The following is a 20,391-nucleotide window of genomic DNA, read 5'->3' as shown; positions in this document are numbered from 1 at the left end:
GCGATTGGCTCACGGTCAGCCTTCCGCCGATCGATCGTTTGTCGGCTCGGTACCCGCCTCCTCCGCACTGGCGCTGTCGCCGCACGCAAGTAACCGAACGGGTCCCATGGAGTAAAGACGCACAATCAATTTGACCGGCAACCCGCTGACGTCCGTCATCCACTTCAGCACTTGCTCAGGCGCATGCAGGCCCTGCATTGCCCGGTGTAGATCCGGCAATGCCACCAACATGCCGGGATGACAATTGCGCAGAAACCGTTCCAGCCCCGCCCCGCTATCAACAAACGGCGCAAACAGCAGGCACATCAGCTGGATCTCGTTCAAATCGAAACCGGCCGAGAGCCAGCCTTCCGCCTGCACGCGCAACTGTCGCGAATCCTGCAGATTGCCGAAATGGGCGAGCATCTGTTCGCAAACCGGCTCGGGTACCTGTCTGCGACGCATCGTCACAAGGTTGCTTTGCAGGTATTCGCCGACCCCGGCCTCGTAGGTTCTCCCCTCGATGAATCGCGCCTGCATTCCTCGCAGATGCGCAGCGACCAGAGGATCTGCATATTCATCGTCACTTTGATAAAGGCTCAGGTCGTCCGCCTGGAACCCAAGAAAGTCACTGAGCAACGGCCAGCGCTCCTCGAGCTTGCCAACGATCATGTCATTGATGTTGATAAAACCGGTGCGCCGACACGCTTCGAACTCACCTTCCGGGCGCCACGCTACCCGCTCCTCCTCGGTGTAGAACTCGCGATAGTAATCACCACCCAACCGGTCGAGCAGCGGGAACAGCGCTTCAAAGCCAGCAGAGGTCACCAGCGGACCGGCAATGGCGGCTTTTTGAACGGCGCGACTCAAGCCGTCGAGAAAGTGCTTCTGGCGGTTTAACGACTCACTGCCGATCATGGCATCGACACCATTGTTCCATCGGGCGATCTGACCGTAGTACTCGGCAGTGGCCAAATAAGCGTCGTCCCACAACTCAAGCGCATCGCTGTAGGTTCTTCGATGCCCCAGCAGCAGCAGGTTTAGACGATGGGTTTCGCGCCCCTCTTCGCAAATCGGTGCCTGATGGTCGAATGGCAGGACCTGGCGATGATCCACCATCAACAGCTCGACCCGAGGATCGTCATGGAGGAACAGCGCGCCGTAGCTGCGGTGCATGTTCTGCAGCGCCGTGTCACTGTTGCCGTTCCAGCGTAAAGTCGCCACCCGTAGCTGAAACGTCCCGGGCGCACGCCCGGCGATACTCAATTGCGCTGCCCGCAGCAGCGCCAATGTGTAACAGCTGTCGCGCGACCCGGTCTGGTTAACCAGCACTTTGAATTGACCGATGTTCTCCATGCCGCCAGCAGCCACGGCCAGTCGCTGGATCAGCAACTGCAACGCCGTGCGCTCCGCTCGTGAGAAAAAACTCAGCAACCGCTGCAATACTTGCTGGTAGACATAATTCATTGCCTGATCGTGGATCGTGCTCATCGGTATTTACCCGGTATAAAAGGTTTCATGGCGCGCAGACAGAAAACCAACCGTCCGCACGACAATTAATCAATAAGTAATAGACGCTCAGATGCTAACACTTACAAATTCGTAGTTATTTGAAACACTTGACCTGACAAAAACTCTGCTTTTGCCACAACAAGACTTCAAGCTATTGTTTTACATAGGTATTTTTTATTGTTAATTAATCCTAGGAAACTTCCCACAACGTCCCACGACAAGTGATTACAAGAAAAAGAGAAGGCGTTTCGGAATAGCCCTACAGCAATTAAACAAAGAATGCCGTGTTTAACAAAACCGGGGGTTATATGTTGAGGTCGACAAATTGAATGCACAGCCATGGCTCATTCCTTGAGATGAAAGTAATCATTCAATTATCAGGGCTTACATTGCGATTAGAAGATACAGATCCGGGCCAAAAACCAGTTCAGTTGCTGAACAGGTCCCGGACATGGCACCAGAGACGCTTGCTTTGAAGGAGGGATAAACACGAAAGAGTCCGTGGGGCCACGGACTCTGATTGCCAGGGTTACGCCGACTCGATTTGGAGGGCAACCCGTTCGCGGCATGGGCATTCGTCCATGTAGCGATGCGCTTCGACGAACTCGCTGAACGGGAACACCCGGGTCTTGAGCGGGAGCAACACGCGGTCTGCGGTCAACTGGTTGATGTCACGCAGGGCACGTTGCACGGCGACGTGGTCCTGGGCGATACCCAGCTCCGGCTTGCCGGTGAAGTTGCCGATGCAGTGCACAAAGAACTGGATGTTCTTCTGGAACGCTGCGCAGGCCGGAAACGGTGTCTGGTTCCCACCCTGAAGGCCGTACAGCACAAGGCTGCCACGGGGCGCCAGTACATCGCCAAGCAGCGACATCTGCGGACCGCCAAGGCCGTCGAACACCACATCGACGCCACGGTTGTCGGTGATCTTGTTGATTCGCAACAACAGATCTTCCTCTTCGGTGACAATCACCTTTTCCGCGCCCAGAGACAGCAGGTACTCGCGCTCCTGCGCCTCTTTGGTGGCGGCAATGACGCGCACGCCCATGGCCTTGCCCAGCTGTACAAACGAAGGGCCGGCGCAATGGCTGGCGTCGGTGACCAAGGCAAACTGCCCGGGTTTGACCCGTGCCAGATCGGCGTAGGCGAAATAGGCGATCAACAGCGGTGTGTAATGCACACTGGCTTCGATCGGGCTGAGCACATCCGGATAACGGGTCAGCGCAGTGCGCGGCAACACGATCGACTCGCCGTAGACGGGATAGTCGTTCGGACTTTCGGCCGGGAAACTGGCGACCTTGTCACCGACGGACAGGTCTTCGACACCAGCGCCAATCGCCGTGACCACACCGGCCATTTCATGGCCAAGGCCTGATGGCAGACGTGCCTGGGACGATGCCAGGTTCTGGCGCCACAGCGTGTCGTACCAACTGATGCCGATTGCCTCGACACGCACCTGCACTTCGCCAGGACCTGGCTGAGCGGCCGCATGCTCTTCGCATTTGAGCACCTCGGCCGGACCAAACTTGTGAAAACGGATCGTGCGGGACATCGCAAACCTCGTCAAAGTAACCTCTAATGCCATGAACTCTATCTGGGCTTTTAACCCAAGACTATCAGTGGCTATTAATAGTCGACATGCCTGTCATTGATTCCGCAGTATGCGCGGTATTGGCAAAATCCTTGAAAAACTGCTGCCACCGTCTGAGTAAAGCTGAATTTTCCGGTGCAGAGTACCAGTCTTTCCCCGTAAGATTCATGCCGGCCATTGTTCTCATATGGCCGCCCTCGTCAAGCTTGATGACTCTGCCAGGACTCCAGATGAATCGTAATGACCTGCGTCGTGTCGACCTGAACCTGTTGATCGTTTTCGAAACGTTGATGCATGAGCGCAGTGTGACCCGCGCCGCCGAGAAGTTGTTCCTCGGCCAGCCGGCGATCAGTGCGGCGCTGTCGCGCCTGCGCAGCCTGTTCGATGATCCCTTGTTCGTACGCACCGGCCGGAGCATGGAACCGTCCGCCCGTGCGGTGGAAATCTTCGCCCTGCTCTCACCTGCCCTCGACTCGATTTCGACCGCTGTCAGCCGTGCGGCAGAATTCGATCCGGCCACCAGTACTTCGGTATTTCGGATCGGTTTGTCGGATGACGTCGAATTCGCCCTGCTGCCGATGCTGCTAAAACGCCTGCGCGCCGAATCGCCGGGAATTGTGTTGGTGGTGCGCCGGGTCAACTACATCCTGATGCCGGGCTTGCTGGCGTCAGGGGAAATCTCGATCGGCGTCAGCTACACCACCGACCTGCCAGCCAACGCCAAGCGCAAAGTGCTGCGCCGCAGCGCGCCCAAGTTGTTGCGCGCCGACACCGTGCCGGGGCCGTTGAGCCTCGACGATTATTGCGCCCGGCCCCACGCCCTGGTGTCGTTTGCCGGCGACCTCAGCGGCTTCATTGATGAAGAACTGGAGAAACTCGGCCGCAAACGCCATGTGGTACTGGCCGTGCCGCAGTTCAATGGTTTGAGCACGCTGCTGGCCGGAACTGACATTGTCGCGACCGTGCCGGACTATGCCGCCGAAGCACTGACATCTGCGGGTGGCGTTCGCGCAGAAGATCCGCCGTTGCCGACGCGCACGTTTGAGCTGCACATGGCGTGGCGTGGCTCGCAGGATAATGACCCGGGCGAGCGTTGGTTGCGGTCGCGGATTCAGATGTTTTTTGGGGACCCCGATAGCTTGTAATGGAGTTCCACTGTATTCCATAAAATCCTTAAATAACAACTACTTGAAGGAAAAATCAATCCACCGCCGCCTGTCTAAATCCAGTGGATTCCAGAGCTCATGGGGGCATAATTGGGGGCAAATTTCGGTTCCTTAAAAAGGATGCCCCCACCGATGCCGCCAGATATTGCTACTGCTTTCAAACGAAAACTCAGCGATGCCTTCATCCGCTCGCTGACTGAGCCCGGCAAGCACGCCGACGGCGAAGTCCCTGGCCTCTACTTGGAGGTAAGGGCGTCGAGCAGGGCCGGTAAATCCCCGTCCAAATTCTGGCGCTTGAAGTATCGGCTGCATGGTAAGGAAAACCGCTTCTCCATTGGCGCTTACCCTGACATCAGTCTGAAGGAGGCACGCGACATTGCCCGCGGCGCACGCCGCGACGTAGCCAACCACATTGCTCCCCTCAAAGCCAAGACCGCGAAGATCGAGGCACAGCTGCTCAACGAAGAGCGCACCTTCGCGTATGTGGCCAAACAATGGTTAGCATTTAAGTCTGCGGAACTGGTGCCCAAATCCATCTCGGGGTTTAGTGGCGCGCTGAATAACCACATCTTGCCCGCTATCGGCAATAAACCGGTCAGCGAGATCAAGTTGGAACACATCACTACGATCATCACTGAGTTGCGCCGCCAGCGCACCATGGCCATGGCCCGGCGCGTGCGCACCATCATACGTGCCGTTCTGGGCTTTGCCGAAGGTCGCGGCTGGGTGGAGCGCAACGTGGCGCTCAGCAACATTGAGGAGTTGAAGATTCGCCACATTGTGACCAGCAACCCGGCGATCGAAAGGCCATCCGACCTGGGCAGGTTTCTTCTACGCCTTGATGACTGCAGCGACGGCAGCGTTGCCGCGGCAATGCGCCTGCTGGTCATATTGCCCGTCCGCCCAGGCGAACTGGTGCAGATGCGATGGGAAGATGTCGACTTGGTGGGCGCCGATTGGCGTTATGTGGTGAGCAAGACCAAGCATCTGGACAAGAGCAAACACATCGTGCCGTTGCCTGAGCAAGCCTTGATTCTGTTACGCGAGCTACATAGAACCCGCGTGGTGGATGAAGAAGGCAAAGGCTGGGTGTTCGTCTCGCCGGTCTATCCGGGTCGCCCCATCAATCCGACCTCCATGCTCAAGTCCTTTCAGCGTATCTGGCCGGAGTACAACATTACTGCCCACGGCTTTCGCGCGACCTACAGAACCATTGCCCACGAGCACTTGGGTATCGATCCAATCGTGCTCGAACTTTCGTTATCTCACCGAATGCCGGGTGCGCTCGGGGCAGTGTATGCACGGGCTCAATTGCTGGCGCAACGCCGAGAGGCTGCCCAACAATGGGCGAACTACCTAGATCAGTTGCGTCAAAACGCGGCGCGAATAACCACAGATTGACGATACAGCGAATACAAATCAGGAGATTGTAGCGGGAAACGAGACTCGCATCTAGCGTCCTACCCATTGAAATCTAAGGGGTTTCCCTTCTTGCCGAAGTAGGAAATGATCAAAATCGAAGAGGCAGAGACGCCTGAAGGATGGCTCGTGTGGATGGATGCATGGTGCGTTCGTTTCAGACCGTGAAGCTGTTCCAATAACTGTCATTTTGGTTAGCTTGCGAGCCAATTGGACGAGGATTGAGCCCACTCCGCCCCCAGCCCCCATGATGAGTAAACTGTTCCCCTCTCCACCCCCTTCAGCAACGCCAAGGCGGTCAAAGAGCAACTCCCAAGCGGTAATAGACGTGAGAGGTAATGCTGCTGCTTGAGCTGCATTGATGGTTTTAGGCTTATGACCAACGAGACGCTCATCCACGCAGTGAAATTCGCTGTAGCTACCAGGACGCAAAATAGAGCCTGCGTAGAAGACCTCGTCGCCGACTTTGAACAGCGTTACATCAGCGCCGATCTCACGGACTACTCCCACTGCGTCCCAACCCAGCACCTTGGGTTCAGTAGTCGCGGAGCCTGCCCTGATCTTGGTGTCGACAGGATTGACTGAGATGGCCTGCACCTCCACCAATAGATCACGCGAGCCTGGAGTTGGCCTTGGCAGATCCATGTCCATCAGCGAATTGGGGTCTTCGATTGGCAGACCATGTTGAGTGAATGCAATGGCTTTCATGTTATTCCTTCAAGTCGGTAAGGAGCCGCTTCAACAAAGAAAACGACCTGGATAAATTCGGATGGAGAAAACCCCTGAACGCTGCGTGGCGCATCAGGGGTAAATTGGATCAAGCCTGTTGTACTTGTGGGCAGATCAGCTTTCGGTCATTGGTGCTGATGGCACCGGCGGTTGGCTGCGCTGCCATACCGATCCATAACGGGTGTATTGCGGAGGAACCGGGATAGCCGTTCGCAATTCGTCTGCGGCGGTGCGGGCCCAGAAGGGGTCTCGCAGCATGTCACGGCCAACCAGAACAATGTCTGCCCGACCGTTCTGTACGATTTCTTCAGCCTGGCGGCCGCTTTCGATCAGACCGACGGCGCCTGTCATGATCCCAAGCTCACGACGCAGCAATTCAGCCGCTGGAACTTGGTAGGCAGGGAAAGCCTTTACCTTCACCATAGCGATACCGCCTGACGAACAGTCGATGAGGTCTACGCCCTGCTCCTTCATCCATTTGCCGTAGATGAGGAAGTCTTCAGGTGTGTTACCGCCTTCGGTGTAGTCGGTGGACGAGATCCGGACGAACAATGGGCCTTTCCACTCGGAGCGAACGGCATCGATCACTTCACGGACGATGCGATAGCGGTTCTCATGGCTGCCACCGTATTCGTCGGTGCGATGGTTCGCGAGTGGCGAGAGAAACTCATTGAGCAGATATCCGTGGGCAGTGTGCACTTCCACTACGTCGAAGCCCGCCTCATGAGCACGGCGTGCGCCTTGTCGGAAAGCCTCTACCACCTGCTTGATTCCTGCCAGATCGAGTGCCTGCGGCACAGGTGAATCGGCAGTGAACGAGATGGCCGAAGGTGCGATGGATGGGCCTGGGACACCCAACTGACGGCCTGCATGCCCCAACTGGCAGCCTGCTTTCGCCCCAAACCGCTGAATAGTTTTGACCAGCTCGGCTAACCCTGGAACTTGGACGTCGTCCCAGATCCCAATATCGCCAGGGCCAATCATTCCATTACTCATAATGGCAGTGGTTTCCAGAAATACGAGACCTGCGCCACCAAGGGCTCGAGCACCGTAGTGCACGGTATGGAAATCCGTAACGCATCCATCATCGGCTGAGTGCATGCACATTGGTGACATCGCAATCCGGTTGCGAAGTGTCAAGCCACCGATGGTTACTGGTTCAAAAAGTTTTGCGGACAAAATCAATCCTCCGAGGGTTGTTCAGGGCTAGGCTGGAGTTCTCGATCCAGTCAAATGCCCGTTTGCAAACAAGCCTATCGGAGTGGGCAGAAACGTAAATACTGCGAAAATTTGCATATAGTACGCTTAAGCGTACTGCCCTACCCTTGCTCTTCAGCTAAGCACGGTGCATCTGATTTCAGCCCTGCAGCATCCTCGTCCGCTCTCATCTGCGCTGCTGTGGTCATACCCCGACGTTTCAACCAGGCATCTCCCCAACCGCATAATCCCAAGATGAAAGGCTCAAGGCTCCGACCTTCGTCGCTTAGCGAGTATTCAACTTTAGGTGGTACCACTGGGTAGACCTTGCGTACCACAAGTCCATCCTCTTCCATATCCCGAAGCTGCTTGATCAACAATCTCGGCGGTACGCCGGTAAGGCGCCGTTGTAGCTCATTGAATCGATGCGTGCCATCCAGCAGCAGGTGGTAAAGGATGACCCCCTTCCACTTGCCGCCCATTATGTGAAGCGCGGCTTCGATGGAACACCCCGGTGCGCCGTCATAGTTCCTAAGCTTGGTCATACATCATCCTCAGTTGGGTAGTACGCTTTTTGGCACTACGTGCAAATAAATGCCATATACGCGGTGACGATCATAACTTTAACATGCGCATGTCGAGTGAGCGCAATGGCCCGCCTCGCTTCTCAAACGACCGAAAATGATGGGCGAATACACGCTACAGGTCGGCGGCCGTGAGCGGCCGACCAAGGTTTTTTCTCGTTGAGATTCATGTTGGTATTCATGATTGGGGGTGCAAATGTTTGCAGTTATGGGTGTAACTGGCCAAGTTGGCAGAGCTGTTGCCAACGCATTGCTGGATGCCGGGGAGCAGGTCAGAGTGATCGTCCGGGATGCTGCCAAAGGTGCGGTATGGGCTGCTCGCGGGTGTGAAGTCGCCGTCACGGATAATCGCAATATACCGGCCATGACACGGGCGCTGACTGGTGTGGACGGTGCATTCATCCTGATGCCACCCAACTATGACCCCTCACCCGGTTTCCCGGATACCGTCGAGGCAAACCGCTCGGTGCGTGAAGCCCTGGATAAGGCGAAACCAGCGAAAGTCGTCGTGTTGTCTACGGTAGGCGCCCACGTCGAGCGCGTGAACCTGCTCAACAATTTGAAGATGTCCGAAGAGAGCTTTCGAACCTTGAACCTGCCAATCACCTTTGTGCGTGCGGCATGGTTTATGGAGAACTCATCCTGGGACTTGAGCGACGCCCGCGTCGGCAACATCAACAGTTTTCTCCAGCCTGCCGACCACCCCATTCCCATGATTGCTATCCGCGACATTGGCACCACGGTTTCGCAACTGCTGCATGAGGAGTGGGACGGGGCAAGGTTTGTGGAACTGGAGGGCCCATCACGTTATTCCGCTAAGGACATCGAAAATGCCCTCTCACTCGCATTCGGTCATCGAGTAACAACCAACGTTATACCTCGCTCCGAATGGGAGCCACTTTTCCGATCCCAAGGGGCTACCAATCCCCTTCCCCGCATTCAAATGATCAATGGTTTCAATGAAGGGTGGATTGATTTCGAAGGCGGCGGTATCGAGATGCGCAAAGGTTCGACAACGTTGAACGAAGCCATCTCGCAATTGGTTGCAGAGCGGGCGTAATAGCCGGCGCAACCCTTCAGGCCGGCGCATACGTCCAGAGCGAGTATGTGTCCGCCCTTTATCTTGAGGAATTCATTATGTCCAAAGTCGTCCGCTTCCACCGTATCGGCGGCCCAGAAGTGCTTCAGATTGATGACGTTGATGTGCGTAGCCCAAACGCCGGAGAGGTTCGTATCAAGGTTAAGGCTCTTGGCCTCAATCGAGCAGAAGCGATGTATCGGCTCGGCCAGTACACCTTTACCCCTGAGATGCCCGCCACTCTCGGTTACGAAGCAGCCGGTACAATCGAGAGCGTTGGGCCTGGTGTCACCGAGTATGCTGTGGGCGATGAGGTGAATGTAATCCCCGCTTTCTCGTTCGCAGACTACGGCATGTACGGCGAACTCGCTGTTGCCCCGGTGCACGCTTTAGTTCGTCAGCCAGCAGGAATGACATCCGTAGAAGCCGCCGGTACTTGGATGCAGTTCGTTACCGCATACGGTGCTCTGGTTGATATCGGGAATCTGCAGAAGGGTGACACCGTTCTGATTCGCGCAGCGTCGAGCAGCGTAGGGTTGGCGGCCATCCAGATTGCAAACATTCTGGGGGCAGTTCCGGTCGCGCTAACCCGCACCAGTGAAAAGCGCCAAGCGTTGTTGGACGCGGGAGCCGCCCACGTTATTGCGACACAGGAACAGGATCTCGTCTCCGAAGTGAACCGGATCACCGCAGGCGCAGGTGCCCGCATGGCGTTTGACCCAGTGGGCGGACCAGAGGTAGCCAATGTCCTGCGAGCACTCTCCTACCTCGGAATTTTCTTCCAGTACGGAGCGCTCGATACAGCAGACATGAGCATCCCTGTGATGGAAGTGCTTGGCAAAGATCTGACCATTCGTGGATACCAGTTGTTTGAAATCACTCAAGACCCCGAACGTCTGGACGGCGCTAAAGCATTCATCACCAAGGGCCTGCAATCCGGCTCGCTGCGTCCATTGATAGCAAAGGTCTTCCCGCTTGCTCAAATCGTCGACGCCCACCGGTTCATGGAGTCGAACGCACAAATTGGCAAGATAGCTATCGAGATCTAAGATCTATTCTTCCGCGTCTGGTGGCTTCGTCGCCAGCGCAGTTTGAATGGTGAATAGCACCATATCGGTGTCACTAAAGCCGGACGGGGACTTTAAGCCGGCATTAATTGCTCATGAATGCCTTAGCCCTCACATGTATTTAACCCGACTTTCTAAGCAAGATCCCATCCTATCCCAAAGCCGTCAAACTACCCTGAGACCCCAATAGGCGCTGGGAGCCGCATGTGCGCTATGCCGCGACGCGTTTTGTTTTGCTAAACACCCTCTTACCAAATTGCAAATTCCGTAAACGGCCTCCCCGGCGCATCCTCGGCACACAGCTTCATAAAAACAACAAAAGCCGATCGAGATACCTCCTATGTCCCCATCCAGACTCAAGTTGATGTGCGTGCGGATCATGACCAGTGCGGTTGTGGGTCTTTCTACGCTACCTGCGTACGCCGAAGGCGATAAGCCTGACTCCGTCAAAATCGGCATCACGACATTTATGTCCGGCTCCGCCTCAGTCTTTGGCATGCCGGCTAAGGCTGCAGCCGAGCTATATATAGAAGAACTCAACGCAGCCGGCGGTATTGATGGCGTCAAGGTAGATCCTGTCTACGTTGACGAGGGCGTAGGGGGTGATCGGCTTTTATCTGAATACCGCCGGGTCGTGCAGGAACAGGGTGCGAAGGTGATGATCGCCTCGATCTCCAGCGGTAACTGCAACACACTCGCCCCCGTCGCTGAAGACCTGAAGGTTGTGAACATTCTCTGGGACTGTGGGACAGAAAAAGCACTCGAAGGCCATTCTTACAAATATGTCTTTCGCACCCAGGCAAACGCAGTCACCGAAATGGTTGCCAGCGTCCTTTACTTGCTAAAGGTCAATCCTGATTTCAAAACCATCGCAGTCGTAAACCAGGATTACGCATGGGGCCGAGACTCATGGGAAATCTTCAGCGCTGTGCTGAAGCAGCTCAAACCAGACGTGAAAGTCGTTGCTGAGTTGTTCCCCAAATTCGGAGCTTCTGATTTTTCTGCCGAGGTCAGCCGACTGCAGGTCTTGCGACCAGAAGTCGTGCTCACCACCTCGTGGGGAGGCGACCTGGATACCTTCGTACGCCAAGCCAGCCAGAGAGGCCTGCTGAAGACCTCTAAGTTTTTCCTGGCCCTGGGCGAAACCTCACTTGAGCGCCTTGGTAATACGCTGCCTGATGGCGTCCTGATTGGTGCGCGCGGCGACCATTATTTCTTGAATCCCCAATACGCCAAGGATGCCCGGCATCAGGCGTTCGTCACCAAATACCACGAGCGCACGGGCACCTACCCGATCTACTCGGTGTACCACATGGTGCAGGCGCTCGACGGCATGAAGGCGGCCTACCTGAGGGCGATCCAGGCCAACGGCGGCAAATGGCCCAATGAGGAACAGTTGGCCGATGCCTTCAAGGGGCTCGAATTTCGGGGGCTGACCAGTCAGATCCGCATACGCCCAGAAGACGGGCAGGGCCTGGAATCTCAGCTCTTTGGCATCACCACCTCAAGTCCCGACTACAAATTCAAAGTGTTGAAAGACATCGTGATCGTCCCTGCCGACAAGATCACGACGCCGCCAGGTGAAAAGTCCCCTTTGTGGGTCAAGACCGTGACGCCAGCGTTGCTTGACCAGGTTCAACCTGTGAGCGCCTTGCAATGAGCCGGGATATTTTCATCCTGGCCATGCTGGACGGCATGTCTTACGCCGGATTGCTGTTTCTGGTTGCACTGGGGCTGACCTTCATCTTTGGCGTAGTGCGCATCCTGAATGTGGCACACGGTAGCCTCTACGCGTTCGGTGGCTATGGTGCAGCGTCTTTGGGGCTATGGCTTGGGCAGGGGTCGGAATCTGCGGTGGCATCCGTACTGCTGCTGGTCACAGGCGCTATCGCGGTGGGGATTGTACTGGGTACGGTACTGATGCTTTTGCTCAGGCAGTTCCAGGATCGCGACCCGATTCTCCAGCTCCTGGTGACCTATGGCACCTTCATGATCTTTGAGGATCTGCAAAGGATGATCTGGGGGACGCAGCCTTATTTTGTGGCGGATGTCGTCAACCAGATGGGGACATCTGAACTGCTGGGCGTGGTGTACATGAACTACCAGTTGCTCTTCGTCCCAGGCGCGGCGATGGCGGTCTACTTCCTCCTCAAGTGGTTCCTGAACAGCACCCTAATGGGACGGCAGATCATCGCCGTCACCCATGACCGAGAAGTGGCGACAGCTCTTGGCATCAATGCTCGGCGCATCGCCTATCTAACCTTTGTCGTCGGCGCAGTCCTGGGGGCCTTGGGCGGAGCACTGGCTTCACCCACCACGTCACTGGTGCCGGGTATCGGCGCGGACATGATCGTACTGTCGTTCGCAGTCGTCGCAAGTGCCGGTCTGGGTCAAATAACGGGGGCACTGATCACCGCCCTGCTGATTGGGCTATCACGTTCTTTCTGCGTGTACCTTGCCCCCGAATTTGAAGTCGTCATGCCCTACCTGATCATGGTTCTGGTGTTGCTGGCGAGGCCTCAAGGCCTGTTCACTGTCGTTCAGGCGAGGAAAATCTGATGCGCGCTCTCCTACTTAATGCTGCAGCGGTCGTTGTCATCCTTGGTCTGGCAATGACATTCCCTTGGCTCAAGCTTCCCCTGATTTTGTCGCTGTGCTACGGCTTGGCCGCGTTGGGCATTGTCGTTCTGCTCAAAGCCGGACAGATCTCGTTCGGTCACGCCATGTACGCCTGTATCTCTGGATACGTGGTGGCCTTTGTTGGGCATCGCTTCCCAGGCATGGACGGGGTCTTGCTAATCGCGCTTGGCACCTTGGCGAGTGTGGTCGCGGGGATGCTCATTGGTGCGTTCGTTGTTCGCTACCGGGAGATCTTCTTCGGCATGCTTAACCTTGCCATCTCGATGGTGCTGTTCACCGTCCTTGGCAAGTTCTACGCGGTCACAGGCGGCACTGATGGATTGCGGATCAACCGCCCGACACTGCTGGGGTTTGAACTGACCCGTGACCCATTCGAGATTGCCTTGTTGGTACTGGTCGTTGCGATCTCGCTTGCGGCTATCTGGGGGGTACAGCGCTACTTTGTGTCCAGCGGTGGACAAGCCCTAGCCGCCATCAAGACCAATGAAACCCGCCTGGAATACCTCGGGGTTTCGGCCAAGAAGGTGCTTTGGAAAGGGTACGTTCTGTCGGCCTCGCTGTGTGGCCTGTCAGGGTCGTTGTTTGGCCTCTCTCAAGGTCTGGTCACACCCGAGATGGGCTACTGGCTTCGGTCTGGTGAGTTCGTCTTCATCGCCATCCTGGGAGGTGCCGGTCACGCAGTCGGCGCATTCGTCGGGGCGATCCTTTACGAGTTTTTGAAGATGTATGCAGCCGCGTTGGTCAGTGGTTCCTGGCAGCTCGTGTTGGGCTCCATCCTGATCGTGATTATCTACTTCCTGCCCAAAGGCATTACCGGTCTGATGAATCGTCGTAAACGCCTCATCGGAGGTGCAGCATGACAGCGCTTTTGCAGACTCATGACTTGACGCTGGCCTTTGGCGGACTGGTGGTGGCAAACGGCATCAACTTCAGCCTGGAACAGGGCGAGCGCCTGGCAGTGATTGGCCAGAACGGTGCGGGCAAAACGACTTTCATCAATATTTGCACTGGGCTGCTCAAGCCTAGCAAAGGTCGGGTCAGCTTCGCCGGCCGTGACATTACAGCCCAGTCACCGCGAAAAATCGTCAGACAGGGCATGGCAAGGTCTTTCCAGCTTCCCCAGTTGTTCCTTGAACATACCGTGCGCGAATGCCTGCAGCTGTCCGCAGTCGCGCGTGCTGAGAATTTGTCTTCCTGGAGTTCGTTGGCTGGCGGCAGCAGCGCAGTAGAAATCGATCGGATGCTTGATCTGATCAGTCTGTGCGATCGACAGGATGAGCTGTGCAACAACCTTCCTGAAGGCCAGCGCAAGCTGCTGGATGTGGGCATGTCGCTCATGCTTCAGCCCAAATTGCTGATCCTCGATGAACCCACCAGTGGCGTGTCGACAGAAGAGAAGCATGGCGTGATGGAGATTCTCATGCGTGCTCTGGACGACCAGAAGGTCACCGCGATCTTCGTCGAACATGACGTGGATATCGTTAAGCGTTACGCAACCCGCGTGGCTGCCTGGATCAGTGGAGCGGTCGCTGCTGACGGTAGTCCTGCCAGTGTACTGAGCAATCCGCTCATCCAGCGTGAGGTGCTTGGCGAATGAAAAACGACATCCTGATCCACCTTGCCAACGTCAGCGCCGACATCGTCCGAGTACCTATTCTCAGAGGCGTAAACGCTGATCTGAATAAAGGAAACATCATCGCCGTGGTAGGCCGAAATGGCGCGGGCAAAACGACCCTGCTGCGTACGATTATGGGCCTCATCAAGCCCAAGGAAGGGCAAATCCTGTTCGAAGGCGCTGACCTTGCGCGTGTGCCAGCCCATGGCCGCGCACGCCTGGGCATTGGTTACGCGCCGCAGGAGCGCGTGATGTTCCCGACCCTTTCAATTGAAGAAAACCTTCGCCTGCCCTGCCAGGTTGCGGGGATGAACAAACGTGAGGTTGATGAACGATTGGCGACGACGCTTGAGGTCGTGTCTCAGCTCAAGCCCATGCTAAACCGCTCTGGCGCAGCCTTATCAGGTGGCCAAGGCAAAATGGCTGCCCTTGGTCGAGCGCTTATGATCGGCAGCAAGCTGATCTTGCTGGATGAGCCATTTCAGGGTTTGGCACCTGCCCTCGCGACCGAGTACAGCAACGCCCTCAAACAGCTGCAGCAGCGTCTTCCAGACCTCTGCATCGTCGTGACTGAATCAAACGGCAGCCTGCTAAAGGATGTCCCTGACCATGTGTTGCACATCGAGCGGGGGGAGCTGTCACCTGTCCTCAATACCAGCCGCGAAACTGGTTCCGACTCAATTAACCATCTGCCAATGGAGGCACAATCATGAGCACGCTTTACATCGACGGCCGCAAAGTCCCTGCTACCGGCGGGCAGAGCATTCCTGTCTACTCACCTGTCACTGGCGAGGCGTATGCCGAAATCGCCCGGGGCATGCCTGAAGACATCGACTTGGCAGTAAAGGCCGCGCGCAGTGCAGTCAATGGCGACTGGGGTCGGATGAGCGCTACCGAGCGAGGCCGCATATTGGTTCGTATCGGCAACGGCGTGCTGGCGAACATTGAGGAACTGGCAGAGATCGAAGCCAAGGACACGGGCAAACCTATTGCCCTGGCCCGCAAGGATATCGAGGCGCTTGCACGCTACTTTGAGTTCTACGGTGGTGCAGCCGATAAAGTCCATGGCGAGGTAATTCCGTACCTGTCTGGCTACACGGTCAGCGTGGTCAGAGAAGCCTGTGGTGTGGTGGGTCACATCATCCCCTGGAACTACCCGGCTCAGATGCTCGGGCGTACGATTGCGCCTGCGTTGGCCATGGGCAACGCATCGATCGTCAAGCCAGCAGAAGATGCATGCATGACGTCGCTTCGCTTCGCCGAGATTGCCGCAGAGGCCGGTCTGCCTGCTGGTGCGCTGAATATCGTGACCGGCTATGGTCGCGAAGCGGGCGCCGCGCTGGCGGGTCACCCAGGCATCAACCTGATCACCTTCACCGGCTCTCCTGATGTCGGAGTCGCCATTCAAACCGCTGCTGCCGTCAACCACGTCAAATGCGTGCTGGAGCTGGGTGGTAAATGCCCTCAGGTGGTGTTTGCAGATGCCGACCTCGACAAGGCAGTGCCTGTGATCGTGGGAGCGATCATCCAGAACGCAGGCCAGACCTGCTCTGCTGGTAGCCGTGTCCTCATTCAAAAAGAGGTCTACGAGGACGTCATCACACGCGTAGCTGCCAAGTTCCGTGAAGTACGTGTCGGACTGCCTGAGACCGCGCCAGACTGCGGCCCAATCATCACCAAAGCTCAATTTGGCCGGGTCAACCAATTCATCCAGGAGTGCAAGGACTCCGATCTGCCAGTGATCGCAGAAGGTGCCATGGACAACGATCTGCCCAAAGGCGGCTACTACGTGCGTCCGACTCTGTTCGGCCCCGTTCCACGCGACCACAAACTGGCGCGTGAAGAAGTGTTCGGCCCTGTGCTCGCGGCGTTGTCATTTGATGACGAAGACGATGCTGTGGCCCTGGCCAACGGCACTGACTATGGCCTGGTTGCATCGATCTGGAGCGAAAACGGTGCACGTCAGCAGCGCATGGCCAAACGCCTGGAAGGCGGGCAAGTGTTTATCAATTGCTATGGAGCAGGCGGCGGTGTCGAGCTGCCATTCGGCGGTATCCGCAAAAGCGGGCACGGGCGTGAAAAAGGCCTCCTCGCCTTGGATGAATTCAGCATCACCAAGACCGTGGTCAGTCACCACGGCTAAGCCTGTATCGAACAATCAGATTCTTAATGGTAACGGAGAGAAAAATGGCACAGCTCAATAATAAAGTCGCCATCGTAACCGGCGCGGCAAGCGGCTTCGGCGCTTGCATCGCACGTCGCTACATCGAGGAAGGCGCCAAGGTCGTCCTCGCGGATATCAACTTCGAAGCTGCCAGCAAACTGGCCGATGAACTCGGCGCCAACGCGATCGCCGCTGCCTGCGACGTCACTCAAGCAGACCAGGTTCAAGCAGCAGTGGATCTTTGCGTCAAGACCTTCGGCGTTCCCGATGTTGTGGTCAATAACGCAGGGACAACGCATCGCAATCAGCCACTGATGGACGTTGACGAAAAAACCTTTGATCGAGTCTTCGCTGTCAACGTGAAATCGATTTTCCACATGACCAAGGCCGTCGTGCCACTGATGCGCGAGCGCAAGAACGGCTCGATCATCAACGTCGGTTCGGTTGCCGGTATTCGCCCGCGCCCTGGTCTGACCTGGTACAACGGCTCGAAAGGCGCTGTGAATCTGCTGTCCAAGTCCCTGGCTGTAGAGCTGGGCCCAGACGGCATTCGGGTCAACAACATCTGCCCGGTCATGGGCGAGACAGCCCTGCTTGAAGACTTCATGGGTATGCCGGACACGCCTGCGAACCGCCAGAAGTTTCTTTCCACCATCCCGTTAGGTCGCTTGGCCAAGCCTGATGATATCGCGGCTGTCGCAGTGTTCCTGGCAACAGACGGCGCCGCCTTCCTGAACGGCGTTGAACTTCCGGTCGACGGTGGCCGAGTGGTGTAAATGCATTGAATCCCGGGGCGCCCGCCCACGACTGCGTGCCTCGGGATTATTCAATGACTCATCTGGACTCTTCATGCACTCAAAGCGCAATGCTTGGAATTTAGCTCGCTCAACGCGGCCAGTTAGCGTTCGCCCTGGATTAACACCCCCTTTTCAGAATGCAGATTCAACTTACGCCAATTCTGATGCATGGTGGCGATAGCCGCGCCCTTGTCATTTTTCAAAACCACCAACAAGTTGGCCTGGGGCGCACGGAGAATAATAAATATGCAAATCAGAGCGGCAGTCGTTCGTCAAAAATCAGCTCCTTTCGTGGTCGAAACCCTCACGCTTGAGGCTCCACGTAAGGACGAAGTGCTCGTAAAAATCGTCGGTGTTGGTGTGTGCCACACCGATATGGTGGTCAGAGATCAGGGCTACCCTGTCCCACTTCCTCTCGTGTTAGGGCATGAAGGATCCGGGGTTGTGGAAGCGGTAGGTTCTGAGGTGAAAACCCTCAAACCCGGCGACCATGTGGTTCTGAGCTATGCCAGCTGCGGCCACTGTGGGAACTGCTTGAAGGGCTTGCCCGGGTATTGCTCTCAGTTCTACGAACAGAATTTCGGCGGCTATCGGCCCGATGGGACCAGCCCTTATAAAGGCGGGGATGGCGGTACTGTCTGTGGATGTTTCTTCAATCAGTCCTCATTCGGCACACATGCGCTGGTATCAGAGCGCAATGCGATCAAGATCGCCCAGGATGTCCCTCTGGAGCTGATGGGCCCGCTGGGTTGTGGCATCCAGACGGGTGCTGGAGCTGTGATGAATGCGCTCAAACCGGGCGTTGGTAGCAGCATTGCCGTGTTCGGAGCGGGTTCGGTAGGACTTGCAGCCGTTATGGCGGCCAAAGCCGTCGGCTGCACTACCATCATCGCCATTGACATGAATGATAGCCGCCTGGAGCTGGCACTTGAACTGGGTGCTACCCACATCATCAATGCAGGCACTACCAACGCGCTTGATCGCATCCGCGAGATCACTGATGGCGGCGTTCAATACAGCCTTGAATGCACCTCCAGCCCTAAAGTGCTTCGCCAAGCGGTCGACTGCCTGTCGATTCCGGGCGTGTGCGGGCTTGTGGGAGCTGCTCCACTGGGCGCCGAGGTATCGCTGGACATGAACACGCTGCTTTTCGGTCGAAGCGTGCGGGGCATCATCGAGGGCGATAGCGTTCCTCACGTGTTCATCCCGCAGCTGATTGAGCTATGGCGCGCCGGCCGTTTCCCATTTGATCAATTAGTGAAGTACTACGATCTTGAAGACATCAATCAGGCCGTAGCCGACTCCGAAAGCGGTGTCGTGCTCAAGCCCATCCTGAAGCCTTGAGGATGTGTCTACTCATTCGAAGATAATAAGAAGGATTGCATAATGAATACTGCTCATTCGTTGGATCTGCTCCAAGCGGCTGGATTGCCGTCGGTTTTCCACCTATCCATTAATGGGAAGCTGGTCGACGCTGACCGCTCCTTCGACGTCTTGAACCCTGCTAACAATAAGGTCATCGCTCAGGCGCCCCAGGCTTCTGCTCAGCAGCTTGAAGAGGCCATCCAGGCTGCGGCTCAGGCGTTCAAGAGCTGGTCTGCTCTGTCTTGGCAGACCCGATCGGATTACATCCTGCGATACGCTGACGCGCTCGAAGCCCGCCAGGATGAGCTGATTACCTTGCTGACACTGGAACAGGGTAAGCCCAAGCACAGTCAGGCAAAGTCAGAGGTGGAAGCTGCGATCTACTGGGTTCGGGAAGTGGCAAAGCGCGAAATTCCAGTCCAGGTGATCGAAGATACGGCGGAGCACGTCGTCGAAGTTCACCACACGCCATTGGGCGTGGTGGGTGCGATCACTCCTTGGAACTTCCCAGTGCTTCTTGGCTTGTGGAAAGTGGCGCCATGCCTGATCACCGGCAACACCATGGTGATGAAGCCGTCGCCCTACACGCCTCTCACCTCCCTGTTCTTTGGTGAGATCGCCCAGTCTGTGTTGCCGCCAGGCGTGCTCAGTGTGCTGTCCGGGGGCAATGAACTCGGACAGATCATCACAGAACACCCCGCTATCGCCAAGATCAGCTTTACCGGCAGCACCGCGACAGGCAAGAAAGTAATGGCCAGCGGCGCCTCCAATCTTAAGCGCATCACATTGGAGCTGGGCGGCAACGATGCAGCTGTGGTACTGGCCGATGCTGACTGGCCATCGATCGTCAAACCCTTGTTCTGGGCAGCGTTTGGCAACTCTGGGCAGTGGTGCATTGCCGTGAAGCGGCTTTACGTGCACTCCAGCATTCATGCGGCTTTTACAGCAGCCTTTGTGGAGTACGCCAAGACGGTCAAGGTGGGTGACGGGATGGATCAGTCAACTGACCTGGGCCCGATCCAGAACCGTATGCAGTACGAAAAGTTGATTGACCTGTTCGAGGATACCCGCAAGCAGGGCTACAACGTTCCGCTAGGCGGTGTTATTGACCAGAGCCTGGCCGGCAATTTTGTTCCGATTACCGTTGTGGACAACCCGCCCGAGAATAGCCGCATTGTGCAGGAGGAGCCGTTTGGCCCCATTCTGCCCGTCATTGCGTTTGACGATGTGGAAGATGTAATTGCTCGGGTCAACGCTAGCCCTTACGGCCTTGCAGGTTCTGTATGGGGTGGCGATCGCGCTGCCGCGATCGCGGTCGCCAAGCGAATGGAAACCGGGACAGTGTGGGTCAACGAGATCCACATCCACGGCATTGACATTCCGTTTGGTGGACACAAGCTATCCGGGATGGGCGTTGAGAACGGCCAGGAAGGTCTGGCTGGGTTCACCAACACCAAGAGCTACATGTTCAAGAAATAGGCCCCGGAC

17 protein-coding genes and 1 pseudogene are annotated in these 20,391 nt (G+C 56.5%); 13 read left to right on the top strand and 5 right to left on the bottom strand.

Features of this window, described 5'->3' with window-relative positions; all coding sequences use genetic code 11:
- Window positions 1–15: 15 nt before the first annotated feature.
- Complete coding sequence (locus AB4P92_RS00495; protein ID WP_395598662.1) at window positions 16–1,470, bottom strand: hypothetical protein; 1,455 nt, start codon at window positions 1,468–1,470, stop codon at window positions 16–18.
- Between the two features lie 550 nt (window positions 1,471–2,020).
- Complete coding sequence (locus AB4P92_RS00490; RefSeq protein ID WP_047301189.1) at window positions 2,021–3,043, bottom strand: zinc-dependent alcohol dehydrogenase family protein; 1,023 nt, start codon at window positions 3,041–3,043, stop codon at window positions 2,021–2,023.
- 269 nt (window positions 3,044–3,312) lie between these two features.
- Here AB4P92_RS00490 and AB4P92_RS00485 point away from each other — a divergent pair, with 269 nt between their 5' ends.
- Window positions 3,313–4,227, top strand: coding sequence for a LysR family transcriptional regulator (locus AB4P92_RS00485; protein WP_042559271.1), 915 nt, complete (start codon window positions 3,313–3,315; stop codon window positions 4,225–4,227).
- Between the two features lie 153 nt (window positions 4,228–4,380).
- Window positions 4,381–5,649, top strand: coding sequence for an integrase arm-type DNA-binding domain-containing protein (locus AB4P92_RS00480; protein WP_102879468.1), 1,269 nt, complete (start codon window positions 4,381–4,383; stop codon window positions 5,647–5,649).
- Between the two features lie 168 nt (window positions 5,650–5,817).
- On the opposite strand, the pseudogene AB4P92_RS00475 reads toward AB4P92_RS00480, so the two are convergent.
- The 3 genes and pseudogenes from AB4P92_RS00475 to AB4P92_RS00465 form a co-directional block, all read right to left on the bottom strand.
- A pseudogene (locus AB4P92_RS00475) lies at window positions 5,818–6,375 on the bottom strand (zinc-binding alcohol dehydrogenase family protein); the annotation flags it as partial.
- 135 nt (window positions 6,376–6,510) lie between these two features.
- Complete coding sequence (gene namA, locus AB4P92_RS00470) at window positions 6,511–7,575, bottom strand: NADPH dehydrogenase NamA (protein WP_102879470.1); 1,065 nt, start codon at window positions 7,573–7,575, stop codon at window positions 6,511–6,513.
- Window positions 7,576–7,715: 140 nt separating this feature from the next.
- The gene (locus tag AB4P92_RS00465; protein WP_102879471.1) at window positions 7,716–8,138 is read right to left on the bottom strand and encodes a helix-turn-helix domain-containing protein; all 423 of its coding nucleotides are present in this window, start codon (window positions 8,136–8,138) and stop codon (window positions 7,716–7,718) included.
- Window positions 8,139–8,373: 235 nt separating this feature from the next.
- Between AB4P92_RS00465 and AB4P92_RS00460 the strand changes: the two genes are divergently transcribed.
- The 11 genes from AB4P92_RS00460 (at window position 8,374) to AB4P92_RS00410 (ending at window position 20,382) form a co-directional block, all read left to right on the top strand.
- Window positions 8,374–9,237: an NmrA family NAD(P)-binding protein gene (locus AB4P92_RS00460; protein ID WP_102879472.1), complete on the top strand. Its 864-nt coding sequence runs from the start codon at window positions 8,374–8,376 to the stop codon at window positions 9,235–9,237.
- A gap of 77 nt (window positions 9,238–9,314) precedes the next feature.
- The gene (locus tag AB4P92_RS00455; protein WP_102879473.1) at window positions 9,315–10,304 is read left to right on the top strand and encodes a zinc-dependent alcohol dehydrogenase family protein; all 990 of its coding nucleotides are present in this window, start codon (window positions 9,315–9,317) and stop codon (window positions 10,302–10,304) included.
- Between the two features lie 397 nt (window positions 10,305–10,701).
- Window positions 10,702–11,982: an ABC transporter substrate-binding protein gene (locus AB4P92_RS00450; protein ID WP_197881981.1), complete on the top strand. Its 1,281-nt coding sequence runs from the start codon at window positions 10,702–10,704 to the stop codon at window positions 11,980–11,982.
- Window positions 11,979–12,881 carry a branched-chain amino acid ABC transporter permease gene (locus tag AB4P92_RS00445; RefSeq protein ID WP_102879474.1) on the top strand — a complete coding sequence of 301 codons (903 nt, stop codon included), beginning with the start codon at window positions 11,979–11,981 and terminating at the stop codon, window positions 12,879–12,881. Before AB4P92_RS00450 ends, AB4P92_RS00445 begins: the two co-directional genes overlap by 4 nt.
- Window positions 12,881–13,822 carry a branched-chain amino acid ABC transporter permease gene (locus tag AB4P92_RS00440; RefSeq protein WP_102879475.1) on the top strand — a complete coding sequence of 314 codons (942 nt, stop codon included), beginning with the start codon at window positions 12,881–12,883 and terminating at the stop codon, window positions 13,820–13,822. Before AB4P92_RS00445 ends, AB4P92_RS00440 begins: the two co-directional genes overlap by 1 nt.
- Window positions 13,819–14,559, top strand: coding sequence for an ABC transporter ATP-binding protein (locus AB4P92_RS00435; protein ID WP_102879476.1), 741 nt, complete (start codon window positions 13,819–13,821; stop codon window positions 14,557–14,559). Before AB4P92_RS00440 ends, AB4P92_RS00435 begins: the two co-directional genes overlap by 4 nt.
- The gene (locus tag AB4P92_RS00430; protein ID WP_197881983.1) at window positions 14,556–15,290 is read left to right on the top strand and encodes an ABC transporter ATP-binding protein; all 735 of its coding nucleotides are present in this window, start codon (window positions 14,556–14,558) and stop codon (window positions 15,288–15,290) included. The genes AB4P92_RS00435 and AB4P92_RS00430 overlap by 4 nt, the downstream gene beginning before the upstream one ends.
- A complete protein-coding gene (locus AB4P92_RS00425; RefSeq protein WP_102879477.1) occupies window positions 15,287–16,720 on the top strand; it encodes an aldehyde dehydrogenase family protein in 1,434 nt (477 codons plus the stop codon). Before AB4P92_RS00430 ends, AB4P92_RS00425 begins: the two co-directional genes overlap by 4 nt.
- Before the next feature lie 44 nt (window positions 16,721–16,764).
- Window positions 16,765–17,517 carry an SDR family oxidoreductase gene (locus tag AB4P92_RS00420; protein ID WP_102879478.1) on the top strand — a complete coding sequence of 251 codons (753 nt, stop codon included), beginning with the start codon at window positions 16,765–16,767 and terminating at the stop codon, window positions 17,515–17,517.
- Between the two features lie 267 nt (window positions 17,518–17,784).
- Entirely contained in the window at window positions 17,785–18,882 is a 1,098-nt protein-coding gene (locus AB4P92_RS00415; RefSeq protein ID WP_102879479.1) for an NAD(P)-dependent alcohol dehydrogenase, read from the top strand.
- Between the two features lie 42 nt (window positions 18,883–18,924).
- Complete coding sequence (locus AB4P92_RS00410; protein WP_102879480.1) at window positions 18,925–20,382, top strand: aldehyde dehydrogenase family protein; 1,458 nt, start codon at window positions 18,925–18,927, stop codon at window positions 20,380–20,382.
- The last annotated feature ends 9 nt before the right edge of the window (window positions 20,383–20,391 follow it).

This window comes from Pseudomonas sp. A0308, assembly GCF_044218815.1.
GTDB lineage: Bacteria > Pseudomonadota > Gammaproteobacteria > Pseudomonadales > Pseudomonadaceae > Aquipseudomonas > Aquipseudomonas iridis.
The sequence above is the reverse complement of the archived record's forward strand: the minus strand, read 5'-3'. Positions and strand labels throughout refer to the sequence as shown.

What these genes read in the sequence shown, in the direction of transcription:
- AB4P92_RS00495 (WP_395598662.1), bottom strand. Translation starts at nt 1,470, where the DNA reads ATGAGCACGATCCACGATCAGGCAATGAATTATGTCTACCAGCAAGTA.
- AB4P92_RS00490 (WP_047301189.1), bottom strand. Translation starts at nt 3,043, where the DNA reads ATGTCCCGCACGATCCGTTTTCACAAGTTTGGTCCGGCCGAGGTGCTC.
- AB4P92_RS00485 (WP_042559271.1), top strand. Translation starts at nt 3,313, where the DNA reads ATGAATCGTAATGACCTGCGTCGTGTCGACCTGAACCTGTTGATCGTT.
- AB4P92_RS00480 (WP_102879468.1), top strand. Translation starts at nt 4,381, where the DNA reads ATGCCGCCAGATATTGCTACTGCTTTCAAACGAAAACTCAGCGATGCC.
- AB4P92_RS00465 (WP_102879471.1), bottom strand. Translation starts at nt 8,138, where the DNA reads ATGACCAAGCTTAGGAACTATGACGGCGCACCGGGGTGTTCCATCGAA.
- AB4P92_RS00460 (WP_102879472.1), top strand. Translation starts at nt 8,374, where the DNA reads ATGTTTGCAGTTATGGGTGTAACTGGCCAAGTTGGCAGAGCTGTTGCC.
- AB4P92_RS00455 (WP_102879473.1), top strand. Translation starts at nt 9,315, where the DNA reads ATGTCCAAAGTCGTCCGCTTCCACCGTATCGGCGGCCCAGAAGTGCTT.
- AB4P92_RS00450 (WP_197881981.1), top strand. Translation starts at nt 10,702, where the DNA reads ATGACCAGTGCGGTTGTGGGTCTTTCTACGCTACCTGCGTACGCCGAA.
- AB4P92_RS00445 (WP_102879474.1), top strand. Translation starts at nt 11,979, where the DNA reads ATGAGCCGGGATATTTTCATCCTGGCCATGCTGGACGGCATGTCTTAC.
- AB4P92_RS00440 (WP_102879475.1), top strand. Translation starts at nt 12,881, where the DNA reads ATGCGCGCTCTCCTACTTAATGCTGCAGCGGTCGTTGTCATCCTTGGT.
- AB4P92_RS00435 (WP_102879476.1), top strand. Translation starts at nt 13,819, where the DNA reads ATGACAGCGCTTTTGCAGACTCATGACTTGACGCTGGCCTTTGGCGGA.
- AB4P92_RS00430 (WP_197881983.1), top strand. Translation starts at nt 14,556, where the DNA reads ATGAAAAACGACATCCTGATCCACCTTGCCAACGTCAGCGCCGACATC.
- AB4P92_RS00425 (WP_102879477.1), top strand. Translation starts at nt 15,287, where the DNA reads ATGAGCACGCTTTACATCGACGGCCGCAAAGTCCCTGCTACCGGCGGG.
- AB4P92_RS00420 (WP_102879478.1), top strand. Translation starts at nt 16,765, where the DNA reads ATGGCACAGCTCAATAATAAAGTCGCCATCGTAACCGGCGCGGCAAGC.
- AB4P92_RS00415 (WP_102879479.1), top strand. Translation starts at nt 17,785, where the DNA reads ATGCAAATCAGAGCGGCAGTCGTTCGTCAAAAATCAGCTCCTTTCGTG.
- AB4P92_RS00410 (WP_102879480.1), top strand. Translation starts at nt 18,925, where the DNA reads ATGAATACTGCTCATTCGTTGGATCTGCTCCAAGCGGCTGGATTGCCG.